Below are 17,137 nucleotides of genomic sequence, written 5' to 3' on the forward strand. Positions count from 1 at the left end.
ATGACACCTTTCGTAAAAAAATCAGGAACCGGTGAGATTGGCTGACGTTTGCTCAGTCGTTTTCTGGTCTGTCTGCCGGGAAGCGAATGTATGCATGACCATTCCCGCAATAATAATGAACAGTCCGGCAAATGAAAGAAGTGACGGAAACACCGCGGATAAAAAGACGATTTCGCCGATCAGTGCAAAAAGAACCTCTCCGGACTGCGTCGCCTCAACAGCAGCGAGCTTCTGCGGCTCATTCCTCACCATATCGGTGGCGCGGAAAAATAATACTGTTGCGATAACGCCAGAACTGAGTGCGACGATAAAGGATTGGAATGTCTGTCCCATTGAGGGAAGCCCGTCTCTATGCCAGCCGAAAGCGGCGATCAAAAGCCAAAACGGAAGGCTTGCGAGCGTCATGCCGAGCACCCGCTGAAACGTATCGAGTTTTCCGCCGTATTGTTCCAGCATTTTGCGGTTGCCGAGCGGATAGGCAAAAGCGGCAATGACGACCGGCACCACGCTGAATAGTATCGTGCGGCCGGACAGAGAACCCGCATGCTGAAGCTGAATCAGACCGGCTCCGATCAGGATGATGACGGAAGTAACCAGCGAAATCAGCGGGATCTTTTGTCTGACAGAAACCGAGCCCGCCGGTGAATGTTTTGTTTCGTAGAAAAACGGCGACAGAAGCACACCCGCGACAATTGTAATCTGCCACGTGCCGGCGATCAGCCAGCCCGGCCCATATGCCGCCGCAAACGTAATCGGGGCATAAAACAGCACGAACCCGGTAAAACTCCACTTCAGCCAAAAAAACGGTTTTTTCCGGATTTCATGCCAGAGCGGCGCCCATTTTCCTTTCGCATAAACGATCAAAAATAAAAATGGAACCATAAAAAGAAAACGCAGGGAAGAGCTCCACATCCAGCTTCCGCCGGAAAGCTCCATCGCCCTGTTTAAAATAAAGGTGACTGCAAAAAACAGAGATGCCAATATTCCGATCACGATGGCTTTCATTAAATCCCTCATTTTGACACATATTTTTTTATACTATACTATTCACCGGCAGGCTTCGCAATGGAATATGAAAAAATAGCGTTTTAACAAATGATGAATGGGAAACAGACATATACGGAGGTGAAAACAGTGCAGAAAGAGGATATTCAAGTGCTTTATTTCGAAGATGACGGCCGCATTCCGAATAACCCGAATCTTCCGCTTGTTATTTATAAAACGGTATTTAATGAAGAAACGGTACAGAAAGCAGAGTCCGTCCTCCGCCGGCACGATTGGTCGAACAGCTGGACGGGCGGAGTATTTCCGTATCACCATTTTCACAGCACCACGCACGAAGTTCTTGTCGCGGTAAAAGGAAACGCGGTTTTGAGGTTCGGCGGGGAACAAGGAGCGGACGCGGTTCTTCAAATGGGAGACGCAGCGGTCATTCCGGCCGGCACCGGACATAAAAAACTGTCGGGCAGTTCTGATTTTACCGTGATCGGGGCTTATCCGGGCGGCCGGCAGTACGATACAAAAACGGAGAAAGATGATAGAACTTCAGAAGAAATCAGCCGTGTCCCGCTCCCGGAATGCGACCCCTTTACGGGAAAATCGGGCCCGCTTTTAAAATTGTGGGAAAAATGACAGGGGAAAAGCGGATGGTCTGTAAAAAAATAGCCTAAAAGAAACGTTATTACACCCCCGCCATATAAATAATTTCATAAACGAAACAATTCACGTTCAAATTTTGTTCAAAAAGTGTTATTATATAAGAGTAAATCAAATTGGGGTTTTTTATGTTTGCTATTTTCAGAGAGGAAAAAGAAATTTTGACTTATTCAATTGTTTTTGTTGATATAAAAATAATACTGGATATGGCAAAGTGAAAAACTGGGTAGTAAACATTTATTTTTGTAAATGATTGTGCATGAATTCACAATCTTGCTTTTTCATGCTTTTCTGCATGAAGGGGGAAAGGCTACCCTTTCCAAAAAAATCAGCATACTGCTTATAGTAAAGGAGAATCGGATATGCCAGAAACAATCGATCAAACAAATGCATCTGTCAGCCAAGGCCAACGCGATCTTATTGATCAGCTGCTAAAACCTGAAGTTCAAGAATCACTGACTGTTTTAGTGGATCAGCTTCCAAAACTGACTGAGTTAGTAAATATTTTAACGAAGTCTTATGATTTTGCACAGTCTGTAGCGACAGACGAAGTATTGAAGAGCGATACAGTGGGTGCGCTTACAGAAATTCTTGAGCCGGTGAAAGAAACAGCGAAAGAAGTTGCGGCTACTGCGATCGAAGCAAAAGACCGCGCGGATGCAAGCAATGAAACGATCGGACTTTTCGGCCTGCTGCGCATGCTGAAAGATCCTCAAGCTCAAAAGCTGTTCCGTTTTGCTAACAGCTATCTTGAAATCATGAACGAAAAACAAAAATAATCTCAGATTCAAATTGATATAAAGGACGGAGGATATACGATGTCAAAACATATTGTCATTTTAGGCGCTGGTTACGGTGGAGTTCTTTCTGCTTTAACCGTTCGCAAACATTACAGTAAAGATGAAGCACGCGTAACCGTTGTGAACAAATACCCGACTCACCAAATCATTACAGAACTGCACCGCCTTGCAGCAGGCAACGTGTCTGAACAGGCTGTTGCTATGCCGCTTGAAAAACTTCTGAAAGGAAAAGACGTCGACATTAAAATCGCAGAAGTCAATTCTTTCTCAGTTGATAAGAAAGAAGTTGCCCTTTCTGACGGTTCTAAGCTGACTTATGACGCGCTTGTTGTCGGACTTGGTTCTGTTACGGCTTATTTCGGCATTCCTGGACTCGAAGAAAACAGCATGGTGCTGAAATCTGCTGCTGATGCCAACAAAGTATACAAACACGTGGAAGACCGTGTGCGTGAATACGCTAAAACGAAAAACGAAGCTGATGCAACGATCCTTATCGGCGGCGGCGGCTTAACAGGCGTCGAGCTTGTCGGTGAGCTTGCTGACATCATGCCGAACCTTACGAAAAAATACGGCGTAGATCCGAAAGAAATCAAACTGAAATTAGTAGAAGCAGGTCCGAAAATTCTTCCTGTTCTTCCTGATGACCTTATCGAACGCGCGACAAAAAGTCTTGAAAAACGCGGCGTTGAGTTCTTAACAGGTCTTCCTGTTACAAATGTTGAAGGAAACGTTATTGATCTGAAAGACGGTTCAAAAGTCGTTGCCAACACATTTGTATGGACAGGCGGCGTACAAGGCAACCCGTTAGTCGGCGAATCTGGCCTCGAAGTTAACCGCGGCCGTGCGACGGTTAACGATTTCTTACAATCTACTTCTCACGAAGATGTATTCGTTGTCGGAGACAGCGCTGTATACTTTGCGCCGGACGGCCGTCCGTACCCGCCGACAGCGCAAATCGCTTGGCAGATGGGTGAACTTGTCGGTTACAACCTGTTCGCTTACTTAGAAGGAAAAACGCTTGAAACATTCAAGCCTGTAAACTCTGGTACGCTTGCAAGCCTCGGACGTAAAGACGCGGTTGCCATCATCGGAGCGAACTCTACTCCGCTGAAAGGTCTTCCGGCATCTTTAATGAAAGAAGCAAGTAACGTACGTTATTTAACACATATCAAAGGATTATTCAGCCTCGCTTACTAATCCTTAAGATCACACAGAAGACATTGCCGGACTTTCTCGGCAGTGTCTTTTTTTGTATGAAAATGTTAACGGATACAATTTTCTGAAAAATAAAATAAAAATGATTGATATGTGAGAAAGAGGAAGCTAAAATAAAAAAGAACCATTTTGTTAACGTTAACATTTTTAAGAGGGAGGATGAAAGTGTGAAAGCTTTTATGGGTGATGATTTTTTACTGGATAGTAAAACGGCCGTAAAGCTGTACCGGGAATACGCTGAAAACATGCCGATCATTGATTATCACTGTCACTTAAGCCCAAAGGAAATCTATGAAAATAAAACCTTCGCAACCATTACGGAGGCATGGCTTTACGGTGACCACTACAAGTGGCGGATTATGAGGGCCAACGGCATTGAAGAGCGCTGCATTACCGGAAACGCTTCAGATGAAGAGAAGTTTTTCGCCTGGGCAAAAACGGTGCCGATGGCGATAGGCAATCCGCTGTACAGCTGGACGCATTTAGAGCTGCAGCGCTGGTTCGGCATTTATGACGTATTGAATGAAAAAACGGCCGCGGCCATTTGGAAAAAAACGAATGAGCTCCTGCAGGGAGACGGGTTTGGCGCAAGAAATCTCATTCTGAAATCAAATGTCAAAGTCATTTGCACAACCGACGATCCTGCCGATGCGCTGACATACCACGAACTGTTGAAAGAAAGTGATTTTCCGGTTCAAGTGCTGCCCGGATTTCGGCCTGACAAAGGACTGGACATCAGCAGACCGGGTTTTGCCGATTGGGTCCGTTCGCTGGAGAGTGCTTCCGGAATAGCTGTCACCACCTACCAATCGTATTTAGATGCGTTAGAATCCCGCGTCCGCTTTTTTCACAATGCCGGGGGAAGAGTGTCGGATCATGCGTTAGATCAAATGGTTTATGCCGAGACGACCGAAGAGGAAGCGGCCCGGATTTTTGCAGCCGGATTAAGCGGAGAGCATGTGTCTTTTGAAGATGAAAAGAAATTCAAAACACGGACGCTGCAATATCTTTGCGGTCTTTACGCCGAACTGGACTGGGCGATGCAGTTCCATATTAACGCGTTAAGAAATACCAATACAAATAAGTTCAGCAGCCTCGGTCCTGATACAGGATATGACTCAATTAATGATGAACGTATCGCAAAACCGCTTGCCCGGCTGTTAGATTCCGCCGAAAAAAAGCGACAGTTGCCTAAAACGATTTTGTATTCTTTGAATCCGAATGACAACTATATTATCGCCAGCATGATCAACAGCTTTCAGGATGGGAAAACACCGGGGAAAATTCAATTCGGCACAGCCTGGTGGTTCAATGACACGAAAGATGGAATGCTCCAGCAAATGAAAGCGTTATCAAACATGGGCCTGTTCAGCCGTTTTATCGGGATGCTGACGGATTCAAGAAGTTTCCTGTCCTATCCCCGCCATGAATACTTCAGGCGGCTTGTCTGCACGCTGATCGGCGGCTGGGCGGAACAAGGCGAAGCGCCTTACGATATGGAGCTTTTAGGAAAGATTGTCGAGGGGATTTGTTACCGGAATGCTGAGGAATATTTCCGCTTTTAAAAAATGGAATGAAAGAGGTGGCCTATGAGTAATGTGCCTGTCGTGACAGCACCTGCCGCAAAAGTGAAGGAGCATAAGCTGAGTCTGAAAGAAAAAGTATCCTATGGATTTGGAGATTTTGGGAACGGATTTATGTTTGATCTCGGGCAGATCTATTTGCTGAAGTTTTTCACAGATGTCGCAGGCATTCCGGCAGCGTTCGCCGGCAGTATTTTTTTGGTCAGCAAGCTGTTTGCGGCTGTGACTGATCCGATTGTCGGCTCGGCCATTGACTACAGAAAAAAGATCGGACCCCGGGGTAAATTCAGGCCGTACTTATTATTCGGAAGTATTATTCTTGCGATCATGACCGTATTGATTTTTGTGTCACCGGACGTGAGCGTCACCTGGAAGCTTGTGTACGCCTATGCTTCTTACATGCTGTGGGGGGTCGCTTATTCTTTCGTCAATATTCCGTACGGCTCCCTCGGCGCGGCCATTACACAGGATGCGGAGGACAGAACGGCGCTTTCTGCATTCCGCCAGATCGGCTCCCTCGGCGCGCTGCTCATTACAAGTGTCATCGTCATCCCGATTCTCGTTCATTTTGATAACGTTCACATCGGCTACCCGGCAGTCATGGGAATGATGGCCGTAGTCGGAATCGCGGGATTTATGATCTGCTACCGAAACTGCAAAGAAAGAATTATCGTCCGTGAAGCGCCGAAAGAAAAGCTGTCCGTCATGTCCGTTTTCAAATGCTTTATCGGCAACAAACCGCTTCTGACCGTCGTTTTCATGACGATTTTCTCAATATCGGCATATAACATTAAATCCGCTATGCTTGTTTACTTCGCCCAGTACAATCTCAACAATGCGGAGCTGATGTCCTACATGAGTTTTATCATCATCGGTTCTTCATTTTTAGGTGTTTTGTTTATGCCGAAACTCGTCAAACGCTTCGGAAAAAAGCAAACGGTGATGATCGGTTTTGCCGTCAGCGCCGCGGCTGATGCGCTGAATTTCTGTCTCCCGTCAAATGTATATATCTTTACGGCGTTAGCGAGCATTGCTTTTATCGGGATCAGCATACCAAACGGCATTACGTGGGCGCTTGTGTCGGACATTATTGATTACGGAGAATGGAAGACGGGTGAACGGAAGGAGGCGACGACATATTCGCTTTTCAACTTCTCCAGAAAACTCGCCCAATCTTTATCAGGTTTTCTTTCAGGCATCGGGCTGAGCGTTATCGGCTATATCCCGAATGCATCTCAGACAAAAGGCACGTTAATCGGGATTAAAGGGCTTCTGCTGCTGTACCCGGCTTTCGCTTTAGCGTGCGCCATGCTGATTATCGGTTTGATGTATAAGCTGACGGACCGGCAGCATGCCGAGCTCGTTCAGGACTTACATCATGCAAAACCTCAACTTTAGTGATTTTATGGACTGTCCGTTAATGGTACAATAGAAATAAATGACAGCATACAGAAAGAAAGGAAAAACGATGGTAACCATAAAAGATATCGCAAAACTCGCCAACGTATCCCACACCACTGTATCCCGGGCACTTAACGGCAGCCCCTACATTAAAGAGCATACAAAGCAGAAAATATTAGCGCTCGCTTCACAGCTGAATTACACACCGAATGTAAATGCAAAAAGCCTTGCCATGCAAAAGTCCCATACGATCGGACTGTTTTTTACAAGCATCACAAACGGAACCTCACACAGCTTTTTTTCCGATACCATCAAAGGTGTAAACCGCACAATCAGTGAGGAATACAATTTGTTCGTCCGCGCGATTGACGACCTGAAAAGCTTTGAAACCATTACGCCCATGAGATATGATGGAATCATTTTAATGAGCCAAAGCGACAGTGATAATTCATTTATTTATCATATTCGCGAGAAAAACATCCCGCTTGTCGTGCTGAACCGGGACATTGATGACCGGAGCATCACGAATATCCTGTCAAACGATAAAGAAGGCTCCAGACAGGCGGTCGACTGCCTGATCGCAAACGGACACAGAGATATCGCGATCATTGAGGGAAAGGAAGGATTCAGGTCAACTTCTCAGCGGAAAGAAGGCTATTTGACATCTTTAATTGATCATTCTATTCCGATTAAGCATGAATACAGTGTAAAAGGCCGCTATGATATGGAAAGCGGCAGTCAGGCGATGGAAAAACTCTTGGCGCTTCAATCACCGCCTACGGCTGTTTTTTGTTCAAACGATGATATGGCGATCGGGGCGATGAATGCCATTTTCGCCAAAGGCCTGAACGTTCCGGAAGATATATCCGTTATCGGGTTTGATGACATCGGCATTTCCCAATACATGACGCCGAGGCTTTCGACAGTAAAACGCCCGGTTGAAAACATCAGCATACTCGGCGCAGAGAAGATTTTGGCGCTAATCGCCGACCCGGATACGGCGGCGGAAAAAATATACGAAAACACCGAGGTGATGATAAGAGATTCAATTAAAAAACTCACATAACGGCCCGTCTGATTATCCGGGTTTTCGTACGGAAAAATGTTAACGTGTGCATAAATGCAGAAGGAGGCGGACAGCTTGCGTCAGCTGAATAAAAAGATGTGCGGTGAATACATTCAATATCCTGAAAAAGTCCTTCAGTTCGGCGAAGGCAACTTTTTGCGGGCCTTCGCAGACTGGCAGATCGATCAAATGAATCAATTGACGGATTTTAATGGAAGCGTTGTCGCTGTACAGCCGAGAGGCTCTGAGAAAATAAAACGTTTAAACGAGCAGGACGGTTTGTTTACGCTTTTTTTGCAGGGGATAAAGGACGGAAAACCGGCTGAAGAACACATGATCGTCAAATCTATCAGCCGCGGCATTGATCTTTTTTCTGACTATGATTCCTTTAAACGGCTGGCAGCACAAGAGGAGCTTCGTTTTATCATTTCCAATACGACAGAAGCGGGAATTACGTTTGAGAAAGGCGACCGGCTTGAAGATAGGCCTCAAAAAACATTCCCCGGGAAATTAGCGGCGTTCCTTTATTTCCGCTATAAGGCATTTACGGGTGACGCCGAGAAAGGGTGCATTGTGCTTCCATGTGAACTGGTCGAAGAAAACGGACGGAAACTGAAGGCTGCCGTGCTTCAATATGCCGGGCTGTGGGAGCTGGAGCCTGATTTTACTCAATGGATTCATGACGCGAACATCTTCTGCAATACTCTCGTGGATCGGATTGTTCCCGGATTTCCCGTTGATACCGCGGAAGAACTTACCGATTTTCTCGGATACGAAGACCGTCTGCTTGTGGTCGGTGAGCATTATTATTTGTGGGTGATAGAAGGGCCGGAACAGCTTCAGAATGAGCTTCCTTTTGCTGAGGCCGGGCTGAACGCACTGATCACGTCTGACCTTACGCCTTACAGGACAAAAAAGGTGAGAATCTTAAACGGCGCTCACACGGCATTGGCGCCAGTGGCTTTACTATACGGACTGCAAACCGTCCGGGAAGCGGCTGAGCACGAGGTGACGGGCAGATTCATCGAAGAGCTGATCAATGAAGAAATCCTCCCTGTGCTGCAAATGGAGGGTGTCACCCAATACGAGGCAGATGTGTTACAGCGGTTTAAAAACCCTTATATCCAACATTATCTGCAAAGCATTACCCTTAACGCCGCCGCGAAATTCAAAACAAGAAACCTGCCGACGCTGAAGGCTTATATCGAACAGGAGGGCCGGCTACCTGAGAAGCTGGTATTTTCGTTCAGCGCCATGATCTATTCATACTGGAACGGACCGAACAAACCGGCTGACGGCGAGGAGGTTCTTAACCATTTTCAAATGGCGCGGTCCCGTTGCAAAGATGATATGTTTCAAGCGGCATCTGCCATATTAGGAGAAGAGCGATTGTGGGGGAAGAATCTGAATCATCTTCCGGGGCTGACTGAACGAACGGCTTTTTTTCTGTCTGTCATTCATAAGCGGGGTATGAAGCATGCGTTACATGAATGCTGCGGCAAAAAGGGGGAAGTAAAATGAAAGAGGTCATAAAAATCCATAAAAACGATAACGTGCTTCTCGCCATGCGCCATTTTAACAAAGGGGAGCGGCTGCATACAGACGGACTGACGATTGAAGTGAAGGACCCTGTAAAGCGGGGGCATAAAATAGCGCTGCAAACCATTGAAGAAAACGGCAGCATTATTAAATACGGTTTTTCGATCGAGCGTGCGACAAGGCGGATTTCGGCCGGCGAGCATATTCATACCCATAATCTGCAAACGAATTTATCCGATGTGCAAGAATACACGTATTCACCGCGCTTCGAGGACAATCCTTTTACAAATGAGAACCGGACATTTAAAGGCTACAAAAGAGAAAACGGTACATCCGGCGTCCGGAATGAACTGTGGATCGTACCTACAGTCGGCTGTGTAAACGGCGTCGCTGAGAAAATCCTGCAGCGCTTCGTAAAAGAGGCGAAAGACATTGCGCCCTTTGACAATGTGCTGGTTTTAAAGCACCAATACGGCTGCTCCCAGCTTGGCGATGATCATGAGAATACGAAACAAATGCTGATAAACGCCATCCGTCATCCAAATGCGGGCGGTGTGCTGGTTTTAGGGCTCGGCTGTGAAAATAATGAGCTGGCGGCGATTAAGGAAACGCTTTCTGAAGTGAACGGAGATCGGGTGAAATTTCTCGAATCACAAGCTGTTACAGATGAAATTGAAGCGGGGACTGCGCTTCTTAAAGAGATACACCTTGCGGCAAAGGGAGATAAACGTGAGGAGATTCCGCTGTCAGAATTGAGCATCGGATTGAAATGCGGCGGGTCGGACGGTTTTTCCGGCATCACGGCAAACCCTTTATTAGGGAGATTTTCAGATTACTTGATTGCACAGGGAGGGAGCACGGTCTTAACGGAGGTGCCTGAGATGTTCGGCGCTGAGACGATTCTCATGCAGCGTGCGGCGAGCGAAGAAGTGTTTCATAAAATAGTCCGATTGATCAATGATTTCAAGCAATATTTTATGAAGCACGAGCAGCCGATTTATGAAAACCCGTCACCAGGGAATAAGGAAGGCGGCATTTCAACGCTCGAAGACAAGTCGCTCGGCTGCACCCAAAAAGCCGGTCTTGCACCGGTTTCTGATGTGCTGACATACGGTGAAACCCTGAAAACAAAGGGATTGACACTGCTAAGTGCGCCCGGCAATGATTTAATCGCTTCTTCAGCGCTCGCAGCGGCGGGCTGTCACATCGTTTTGTTTACAACCGGAAGAGGCACGCCGTTCGGCACATTTGTCCCGACTGTGAAAGTATCAACAAATACCGATTTATTTCAATCAAAGCCTCATTGGATTGATTACAACGCGGGCAGATTGGCGGAAGACCAAACAACAGAAGATCACATTGTAAGAGATTTTATTCAATACATTATTAAAGTTGCAAGCGGAGAATTCGTCAATAACGAAAAAAACGATTTTCGGGAGCTTGCAATCTTTAAGTCCGGTGTGACGTTATAAGGGAAAAGGCGATCTGACAACAGACCGCCTTTTTTATATTAATTTTATTCCGCTGATTAAAATAATCGCCGCCATCACAAACTGCAGCGGGCGCGGTGAGAATTTCGGCGAAAAGAAGCTGCCGAGAAGCACACCCGGCACAGAGCCGATCAACAGATTCAATACAAGCAGGTAATCGACGCTTCCGAAGCTTGCGTTTAACAGACCGGCAGCAGTTACGAGCAGAAAGGCATGTGCGATATCCGTTCCCACCACTTCTGCCGTTTTCATTCTGAACAGGTATAACATGGCGATCGCAAATAATGAGCCGGACCCAATAGATGTCAGGCCGACGATGAAGCCGAAAATGACGCCGATCAATATCATGAGTGTCCGCTTTTCTTCAAGCGTTTTTTGCTGCCAGCGGTTCGGCCGCAGTTTTTTATCGAAAAAAAGGCGGGCGATAATGGAAATGGCGACAAGGGTCAGCACGTAGCCGAGCGCCTGTTTGATAATCTGCTCCTGATGCTGATGAAAAGCGGGAAACAAGTGAAGAACACCGATGGCGGCTGTTGCGCTGGGAATGCTCCCGAGCGCCAAGTAGCCGACAAGTTTAAATTGAACGGTACGCTGCTTCCAATGAGAAACGACACCGAACAGTTTGGTGATGGAGTTATATAAAAGGTCAGTGCCGACGGCGATTGAGGGGTTAATCCCCAAAACGATCAGTAAAGGAGTCAAAAGCGCCGCTCCTCCCACACCCGTCAATCCGACAAGCGTTCCGACAAAGAAACCCATAAACACAATGCTTACAGTCATCTGTGTGCCTCCTGAATAATCCTACTATTTTTATCAGATTATATATGATTAAGAGGCGGTAATCAATTAAATTTTCGGAAAATTTTATACAGTACAAAAAAATCCGCCAGCCTGCTGTTATGTCGCAGACCGGCGGATGGCCGGATTATGATTTTTGCTGATAAAACGGAAGTTCCGTGTGGCCCATTTCTCTGACATACACGAAAAGGTTGCCTTTATGATGAATTTCATGCTCCATGGCAAGCTGAAGGAGAGCCGCGCCGGTCACTTTTCTGCCGAAAGAGGCGGTCAGGTCAATTTCGCGGTTCAGCTGCTCTTCAGTCAGCTGTGACAGGATGTCTGTCGTTTTTTCAGTACATGCTTCCGCCAGTTTGACGAGGTCTGTTTCCGCTTCTTCTTTCGGTTTGTTCTGGATGGCTGATCCGTTTCCGTCGTTAATGACGTTTGCAAACATAAGAAAAGAATAAACGATGTGTTTTACAAGTTCCTGAGCGGACATTGATGTCTCTGCCGGTTTGTAGTCGTAATGCTCGCGGCTGATTTTTTCCGCCAGTTCAATCGTCACGTTTCGATGTGACAGAAAGTGGCTGACCAATTGATTTTGTGCTGTCATGTGAAAACCCCCATTTAATACAGAATAAAAGCTGCAAGGATATGCTATATCAACGGCACGGAAGAAACAAGCAATAAGCTTGTGACGGAGATAAATCGTTGCGGATATCCGAAATTCGACAATTGCGGTCTTTTTGCGTTCTTCTTTTTCTAGCAAATATGATAAAATATGACATATCTCGGTCATTCCAAAAGGGGGGATTTATTGAGGATGAAGCAGACTATTCCGTCCTCTTTTGTCGGGCTCAAAATTAATGAATGGTATACCCATATCCGGCAGTTTCACGTCCTTGAGGCGGAGCGCGTCAAGCGTGAAGTAGAGAGAGAGATCGAGGATATGGAAGAAGATCAGGATCTGCTGCTGTATTATTCATTAATGGAATTCAGACACCGTGTCATGCTGGATTACATCAAGCCCTTAAAGGAGGACCCTTCTCAGCCTGAGTTTTCAGAATTATTGGAAGACATTGAAGGCAACCAGTATAAACTGACAGGACTGCTTGATTACTACTTTAATTTTTTTCGAGGAATGTACGAATTTAAACAGAAAATGTTCCTAAACGCCATGATGTATTACAAACGGGCTGAAAAAAACCTTGCACTCGTTTCTGATGACATCGAGAAAGCTGAGTTTGCTTTTAAAATGGCCGAGATATTTTACAACCTGAAACAAACCTACGTCTCCATGAGTTATGCCGTTCAAGCCCTTGAAACGTACCAATCGTATGAGACGTACAACGTCCGCAGAATCCAATGTGAATTCGTTATTGCAGGGAATTATGATGACATGCAGTATCCAGAAAGAGCATTGCCCCACTTAGAACTTGCTTTAGATCTTGCAAAACAAGAAGGCAATCCCCGTCTTATCAGTTCAGCCTTATATAATCTCGGAAACTGTTACGAAAAAATGGGAGACCTCTCTAAAGCAGCCGAATATTTTGAGACATCCGTTTCCATTTGCAGGTCAGAAAAGTTCGATAATCTTCCGCATTCTATTTACTCATTAACACAGGTTCTTTATAAACAGAACACTACAGCCGAAGCAGAGAAGCAATACCGCCTCGGGCTCAGTATCGCCCGCGAATACAATGATGAATTGTTTGTGAATCTGTTCCAATTTTTACATGCGTTATACGGTAAGGAAATGGATAACGCATCCGTCAGGCACACGTTTGATTTTCTGGAAGAACACATGCTGTATCCGTATGTGGAAGAATTGGCGCATGATGCTGCCAAATTTTACATGAAACACGGACAGCCTGAAAAAGCGCTCACGTTTTATGAAAAAATGGTGCACGCCCAAAAACAAATCCAGAGAGGAGATTGTCTATATGAAATCTAAACTGTTGTCAGGATTGCTGCTTGTTGCTGTCGGGTTCAGCTTTACACAGGTGATCGGCCATGAAAGCCATTTGGAAAACCAAGCGGACGGCACATTCCATATTGCCGCGCGCAACCAAACATAACATAAAGACCCTTCTTTGGAAGGGTCTTATTTTTTGCATGCGTATCCATTCCATTTTTATCCGAATGCAGGGTCTATATGCTCAAGTTATCTGTCCTACGAATGCCACCTATTGATGAAAAAGGCATAAGGAGAGATGAAGAGTGGGGATTGAAGTGAAAAAACGGCTCGTATCGGCTGATAAATATGCGTTAAAATGTCCGAATCCGATGACGCCGGAGTATATTACCATTCATAACACGGCAAACGACGCATCCGCCGCTAATGAAATCAGCTATATGACGGGAAACAGCGAATCAACGAGCTATCATTTTGCGGTTGATGAAAAAGAAGTGATCCAGGGAATTCCGTTGGACCGGAATGCCTGGCATTCGGGAGACGGCACGAACGGTACCGGAAACCGAAAGTCGATTGCTATAGAAATCTGTTACAGCAAGTCAGGCGGCGAACGGTACAGAGCCGCAGAAGAACTGGCGATTGCGTTCGCGGCGCAGCTTTTGAAAGAACGGGGCTGGGGGATTGACAGAATCAGAAAGCATCAGGACTGGAACGGAAAGTACTGCCCGCACCGCATTTTGTCTGAAGGCCGCTGGGATGAAGTGAAGGCGAAGATTGCAAAGAAATTAAGCGGAAGTATGCCGGCGAAAAAAGCCTCTATTTCTTCTTCCGCCTCTGAATACCATGTGAAAAAAGGCGACACCTTATCGGAAATCGCCGCATCGCACGGTGTCAGCGTAAAATCGCTGCAAAGCATCAACCATATCACCGATCCGAATCACATTACAGTCGGACAAGTGATCAAGCTCGCTCAGACGGGTTCTTCTTCAAAAAGTCAGGCTGTGCCTTCCTATCCGCTTCCATCCGGTGTGATCAAAGTGACGAAACCGCTGACGAAAGGGACAAACGTAAAACAAGTGCAAAACGCTTTATCCGCTCTTTATTTTTATCCCGATAAAGGAGCAAAAAATCATGGGGCGGACGGCGTTTACGGTCCGAAAACGGCAAATGCCGTAAAACGTTTTCAATCCGTCAGCGGATTAACGGCAGACGGAATTTACGGCCCGAAAACGAAGGCGAAAATTGAAGAAAAACTGTAATCAATAAAACGGAAGCTCCCCGGGCTTCCGTTTCTTCTTACATACAAACTGCGGCAAGGGCCTTTTGAATATCATAAATGCTTTCATCTTTTTTAAACTGCTTTGAGACAGCGGGAAGTTCCGCTCCTGAAATCCAAATTTTCAGCTCTGAATCAAGGTCAAAGCGGCCGGCGGTTTCTACGCTGAATCTGGAAATGCTCTTGTACGGAATGGATTGAATCTCCGTTTTCTTCCCCGTGAGTCCCTGTTTATCAACAAGAATAAGACGCTTATCCGTAAAGACAATGATATCTCGTACGAGCTTAAACGCGGCGTTGACATTCTCACCTTCCAGCAGAATACGGGCCAGTTCTTCTTTTGCTTCAGCCGTCGATATTGTCGACGCATTGCCCAGCAATCCATTGATGAACCCCATGATATATCCCCCCTGATACGTATTCTATCAAATCATACTATAAAAAGGTTTCCATTCCCAGATGAGTAGAGTAAACTGGTGCTGACTGGAAAAGGAGAGCATGTTACACATGAAAGATAGATATGACAATTTCGCAGCCCTTTCAGCTGCTGAATCGGAATACAGAATTATTTATGAAGAAAAAGAGGGAAGTAAATGTATCGTCCTCGCTCCCCACGGCGGCAGGATTGAGCCGGGAGTCAGTGAGCTGGTGCGGGCATTTTCTGACCAAAGCTCAATTTATTTATTTGAAGGGACGAAGCGGTGCAATAACCGTTCTCTCCACTTGACAAGCACACGCTTTGACGAACCCCTGGCTTTAGAAAAAGTGACCGCCCATCATTACGGATTGGCTTTTCACGGGTATCATGATCTGAAAAAGGCAAATACACTCGTCGGGGGCGCGGATCTGGAAAAAGCAAGACTGATTTGTGATCTGCTGCGTGAAGCGGGGTTTGATGCCGAGCTGACAGAGAAGAATGATCGGCTGGCAGGTGTAAATCCCGGCAACATTGTCAATCGGACAAAAAGGAAAATGGGGCTGCAATTGGAAGTGAGCACGGCGCAGAGACACGCGCTTTTCAGCAATTTTGGCTGCCGGGGAGAAAAATATACGCCAACCGATCTGTTTTTTCGGTATGTAGAAGCCGTGAAGGCCGGTTTTTATGATAAATGAACAGGGGGGCCCGTTTTTACATTCACTGGAGCTATGCGGCGCAAGAAGTGCTTGGCGGGCAGCACGGTGAGAACAGCGTCATGATGCAAAAACCTTTCCTGCGATTTAAAATGCTGACACTCTGCCGGCGGAGAATCGCTAATTTTCAATAAAATACGGCGTTTTTTCTTCAGCGGCATGCAAGTGTGTCTGTCCGCTTTCATAATACCCATTCGGCCGCTTGTCGGATAACAGACAAGCGAGCCGCTTCTGAAATTGAATACCTGCTTTACGCCGTTCAAACAGCTCCAGCCTTTTTTCCGCAAATGATGCCGTCACCCGGAAAGCGGCTGCGATTAAAATAACGGCATGGCTTCTCCGCTGGGGAAGCTCCATGTTTAACAGCATAAAGGTCGGCACACAGAAGTGGTACATAAAATGGTTGGCCTGAAATTCCTGCAGTTCCCTGAACAGCTTGTTCATATGAAAATGGTTGCCGGTATGCTTCAGCACATGGCACAGTTCGTGCGCAAAATCCTGCCATTGCTCTTCGGGTGACTTTTTTTGATTCAGGACGATGCTGTACATGCCGTCCCGCTTCAGCATCATACTGTGCGTATCTTCAAAATGAATCCAAATGTCAAGCTCCTTGGCAATCATCTGCATATCAATATGGAGAGGGGCGGTCATTCCCATGCGGCAATATAAGTTTTTGACGTATTCCTCAAGATGTGTTAAAAAATCGCCCAATTGAATACACCCTTTCGAACATATGTTCTTTTTTAGCGAAAAGAAAAGCCCTGATCGGACTTTGAATCAATTCCCTTTTCTTTTAAAAATAAACATTCAGCTTTTATATCGGCTGAACGTTAAGCAGTTTAAAGGAAAAGAGCGGATTATTTATGTTTCGGCCTGCGGTTTTTCTCTTTTTCTTTTAAATAATTAATGAATTCAATGGCCTGCTGCTTGCTTTCCGGCGAAAAGTCCTGCATGTCCCGATATGCTATCTGCAGGTCGGGATCGGCAAACATGTCTTCATCTGAAGGTTCTTTTCCGGTTAACAAATAATCAGTCGACACTTTGAAATAATCCGCAAGCTTTTGCAGCGTGTCGTAATCGGGTTCAGATCGGCCGTTTTCATAATGAGAATATCTGGCGCGCGAGACACCGATATGATTTGCGACTTCTTCCTGCGTTTTCTTTCCTCTGAGACTCTTTAATCTTCCGCCTATCATCCGAATGACCTCTCTTTTTTCAACACCCTAAGTTACTTATGATTATAGATACAAAATGTATCAAAATAAAGAGATGATAAAAAAAGTAT

General features: G+C 45.9%; 18 protein-coding genes. 12 read left to right on the forward strand and 6 right to left on the reverse strand.

All coding sequences use genetic code 11. The annotated features are described in order from the left end of the window. Positions 1-21: 21 nt before the first annotated feature. Entirely contained in the window at positions 22-1,005 is a 984-nt protein-coding gene (locus tag NYE50_RS07040) for a DMT family transporter (protein WP_159354041.1), read from the reverse strand. Positions 1,006-1,134: 129 nt separating this feature from the next. On the opposite strand from NYE50_RS07040, the gene NYE50_RS07045 reads away from it, so the two are divergent. The 8 genes from NYE50_RS07045 to NYE50_RS07080 all read left to right on the forward strand — a co-directional run bounded on the left by NYE50_RS07045 (position 1,135) and on the right by NYE50_RS07080 (position 10,732). Further along, a complete protein-coding gene (locus NYE50_RS07045; RefSeq protein WP_159354042.1) occupies positions 1,135-1,632 on the forward strand; it encodes a cupin domain-containing protein in 498 nt (165 codons plus the stop codon). A 386-nt stretch (positions 1,633-2,018) separates the two neighbouring features. Then, positions 2,019-2,435 (forward strand): DUF1641 domain-containing protein, encoded by a 417-nt coding sequence (locus tag NYE50_RS07050; protein WP_003154908.1) that lies wholly within the window; start codon positions 2,019-2,021, stop codon positions 2,433-2,435. Between the two features lie 39 nt (positions 2,436-2,474). Next, positions 2,475-3,653, forward strand: coding sequence for an NAD(P)/FAD-dependent oxidoreductase (locus NYE50_RS07055; RefSeq protein ID WP_014417508.1), 1,179 nt, complete (start codon positions 2,475-2,477; stop codon positions 3,651-3,653). A gap of 185 nt (positions 3,654-3,838) precedes the next feature. Then, positions 3,839-5,236, forward strand: coding sequence for a glucuronate isomerase (uxaC, locus tag NYE50_RS07060; RefSeq protein ID WP_159354043.1), 1,398 nt, complete (start codon positions 3,839-3,841; stop codon positions 5,234-5,236). A gap of 24 nt (positions 5,237-5,260) precedes the next feature. After that, a complete protein-coding gene (locus NYE50_RS07065; protein ID WP_021494040.1) occupies positions 5,261-6,652 on the forward strand; it encodes an MFS transporter in 1,392 nt (463 codons plus the stop codon). A gap of 70 nt (positions 6,653-6,722) precedes the next feature. Then, positions 6,723-7,721 carry a LacI family DNA-binding transcriptional regulator gene (locus NYE50_RS07070; RefSeq protein WP_014417511.1) on the forward strand — a complete coding sequence of 333 codons (999 nt, stop codon included), beginning with the start codon at positions 6,723-6,725 and terminating at the stop codon, positions 7,719-7,721. A 75-nt stretch (positions 7,722-7,796) separates the two neighbouring features. Further along, positions 7,797-9,242, forward strand: coding sequence for a tagaturonate reductase (locus NYE50_RS07075; protein ID WP_224988642.1), 1,446 nt, complete (start codon positions 7,797-7,799; stop codon positions 9,240-9,242). Then, positions 9,239-10,732 (forward strand): UxaA family hydrolase, encoded by a 1,494-nt coding sequence (locus tag NYE50_RS07080; RefSeq protein ID WP_224988644.1) that lies wholly within the window; start codon positions 9,239-9,241, stop codon positions 10,730-10,732. Before NYE50_RS07075 ends, NYE50_RS07080 begins: the two co-directional genes overlap by 4 nt. Before the next feature lie 33 nt (positions 10,733-10,765). Here the strand turns inward: NYE50_RS07080 and NYE50_RS07085 are convergent, their stop codons facing one another. Continuing rightward, positions 10,766-11,530 carry a sulfite exporter TauE/SafE family protein gene (locus NYE50_RS07085; RefSeq protein WP_007610763.1) on the reverse strand — a complete coding sequence of 255 codons (765 nt, stop codon included), beginning with the start codon at positions 11,528-11,530 and terminating at the stop codon, positions 10,766-10,768. Between the two features lie 145 nt (positions 11,531-11,675). Further along, positions 11,676-12,143 carry a DinB family protein gene (locus NYE50_RS07090; RefSeq protein ID WP_021494037.1) on the reverse strand — a complete coding sequence of 156 codons (468 nt, stop codon included), beginning with the start codon at positions 12,141-12,143 and terminating at the stop codon, positions 11,676-11,678. A 204-nt stretch (positions 12,144-12,347) separates the two neighbouring features. On the opposite strand from NYE50_RS07090, the gene NYE50_RS07095 reads away from it, so the two are divergent. The 3 genes from NYE50_RS07095 (at position 12,348) to NYE50_RS07105 (ending at position 14,704) form a co-directional block, all read left to right on the forward strand. Beyond that, positions 12,348-13,484 carry a Rap family tetratricopeptide repeat protein gene (locus NYE50_RS07095; RefSeq protein WP_087920760.1) on the forward strand — a complete coding sequence of 379 codons (1,137 nt, stop codon included), beginning with the start codon at positions 12,348-12,350 and terminating at the stop codon, positions 13,482-13,484. Beyond that, positions 13,474-13,608 (forward strand): PhrA family phosphatase inhibitor, encoded by a 135-nt coding sequence (locus NYE50_RS07100; protein ID WP_003154881.1) that lies wholly within the window; start codon positions 13,474-13,476, stop codon positions 13,606-13,608. The genes NYE50_RS07095 and NYE50_RS07100 overlap by 11 nt, the downstream gene beginning before the upstream one ends. 142 nt (positions 13,609-13,750) lie before the next feature. Further along, complete coding sequence (locus NYE50_RS07105) at positions 13,751-14,704, forward strand: N-acetylmuramoyl-L-alanine amidase (RefSeq protein ID WP_159354045.1); 954 nt, start codon at positions 13,751-13,753, stop codon at positions 14,702-14,704. A gap of 37 nt (positions 14,705-14,741) precedes the next feature. Here NYE50_RS07105 and NYE50_RS07110 read toward each other — a convergent pair whose 3' ends face one another. After that, entirely contained in the window at positions 14,742-15,119 is a 378-nt protein-coding gene (locus tag NYE50_RS07110; RefSeq protein ID WP_017417600.1) for a PH domain-containing protein, read from the reverse strand. A 109-nt stretch (positions 15,120-15,228) separates the two neighbouring features. On the opposite strand from NYE50_RS07110, the gene NYE50_RS07115 reads away from it, so the two are divergent. Further along, on the forward strand, positions 15,229-15,834 hold the full coding sequence (locus tag NYE50_RS07115; protein ID WP_017417601.1) for a poly-gamma-glutamate hydrolase family protein: 606 nt from the start codon (positions 15,229-15,231) through the stop codon (positions 15,832-15,834). Positions 15,835-15,972: 138 nt separating this feature from the next. Here the strand turns inward: NYE50_RS07115 and NYE50_RS07120 are convergent, their stop codons facing one another. Next, a complete protein-coding gene (locus NYE50_RS07120) occupies positions 15,973-16,563 on the reverse strand; it encodes an ImmA/IrrE family metallo-endopeptidase (protein WP_021494032.1) in 591 nt (196 codons plus the stop codon). A 146-nt stretch (positions 16,564-16,709) separates the two neighbouring features. After that, on the reverse strand, positions 16,710-17,048 hold the full coding sequence (gene xre / locus NYE50_RS07125; protein WP_003154871.1) for an HTH-type transcriptional regulator Xre: 339 nt from the start codon (positions 17,046-17,048) through the stop codon (positions 16,710-16,712). Positions 17,049-17,137 lie beyond the last annotated feature (89 nt).

The organism is Bacillus sp. EU55, from assembly GCF_038005925.1.
GTDB classification, from domain to species: Bacteria; Bacillota; Bacilli; order Bacillales; family Bacillaceae; genus Bacillus; species Bacillus velezensis.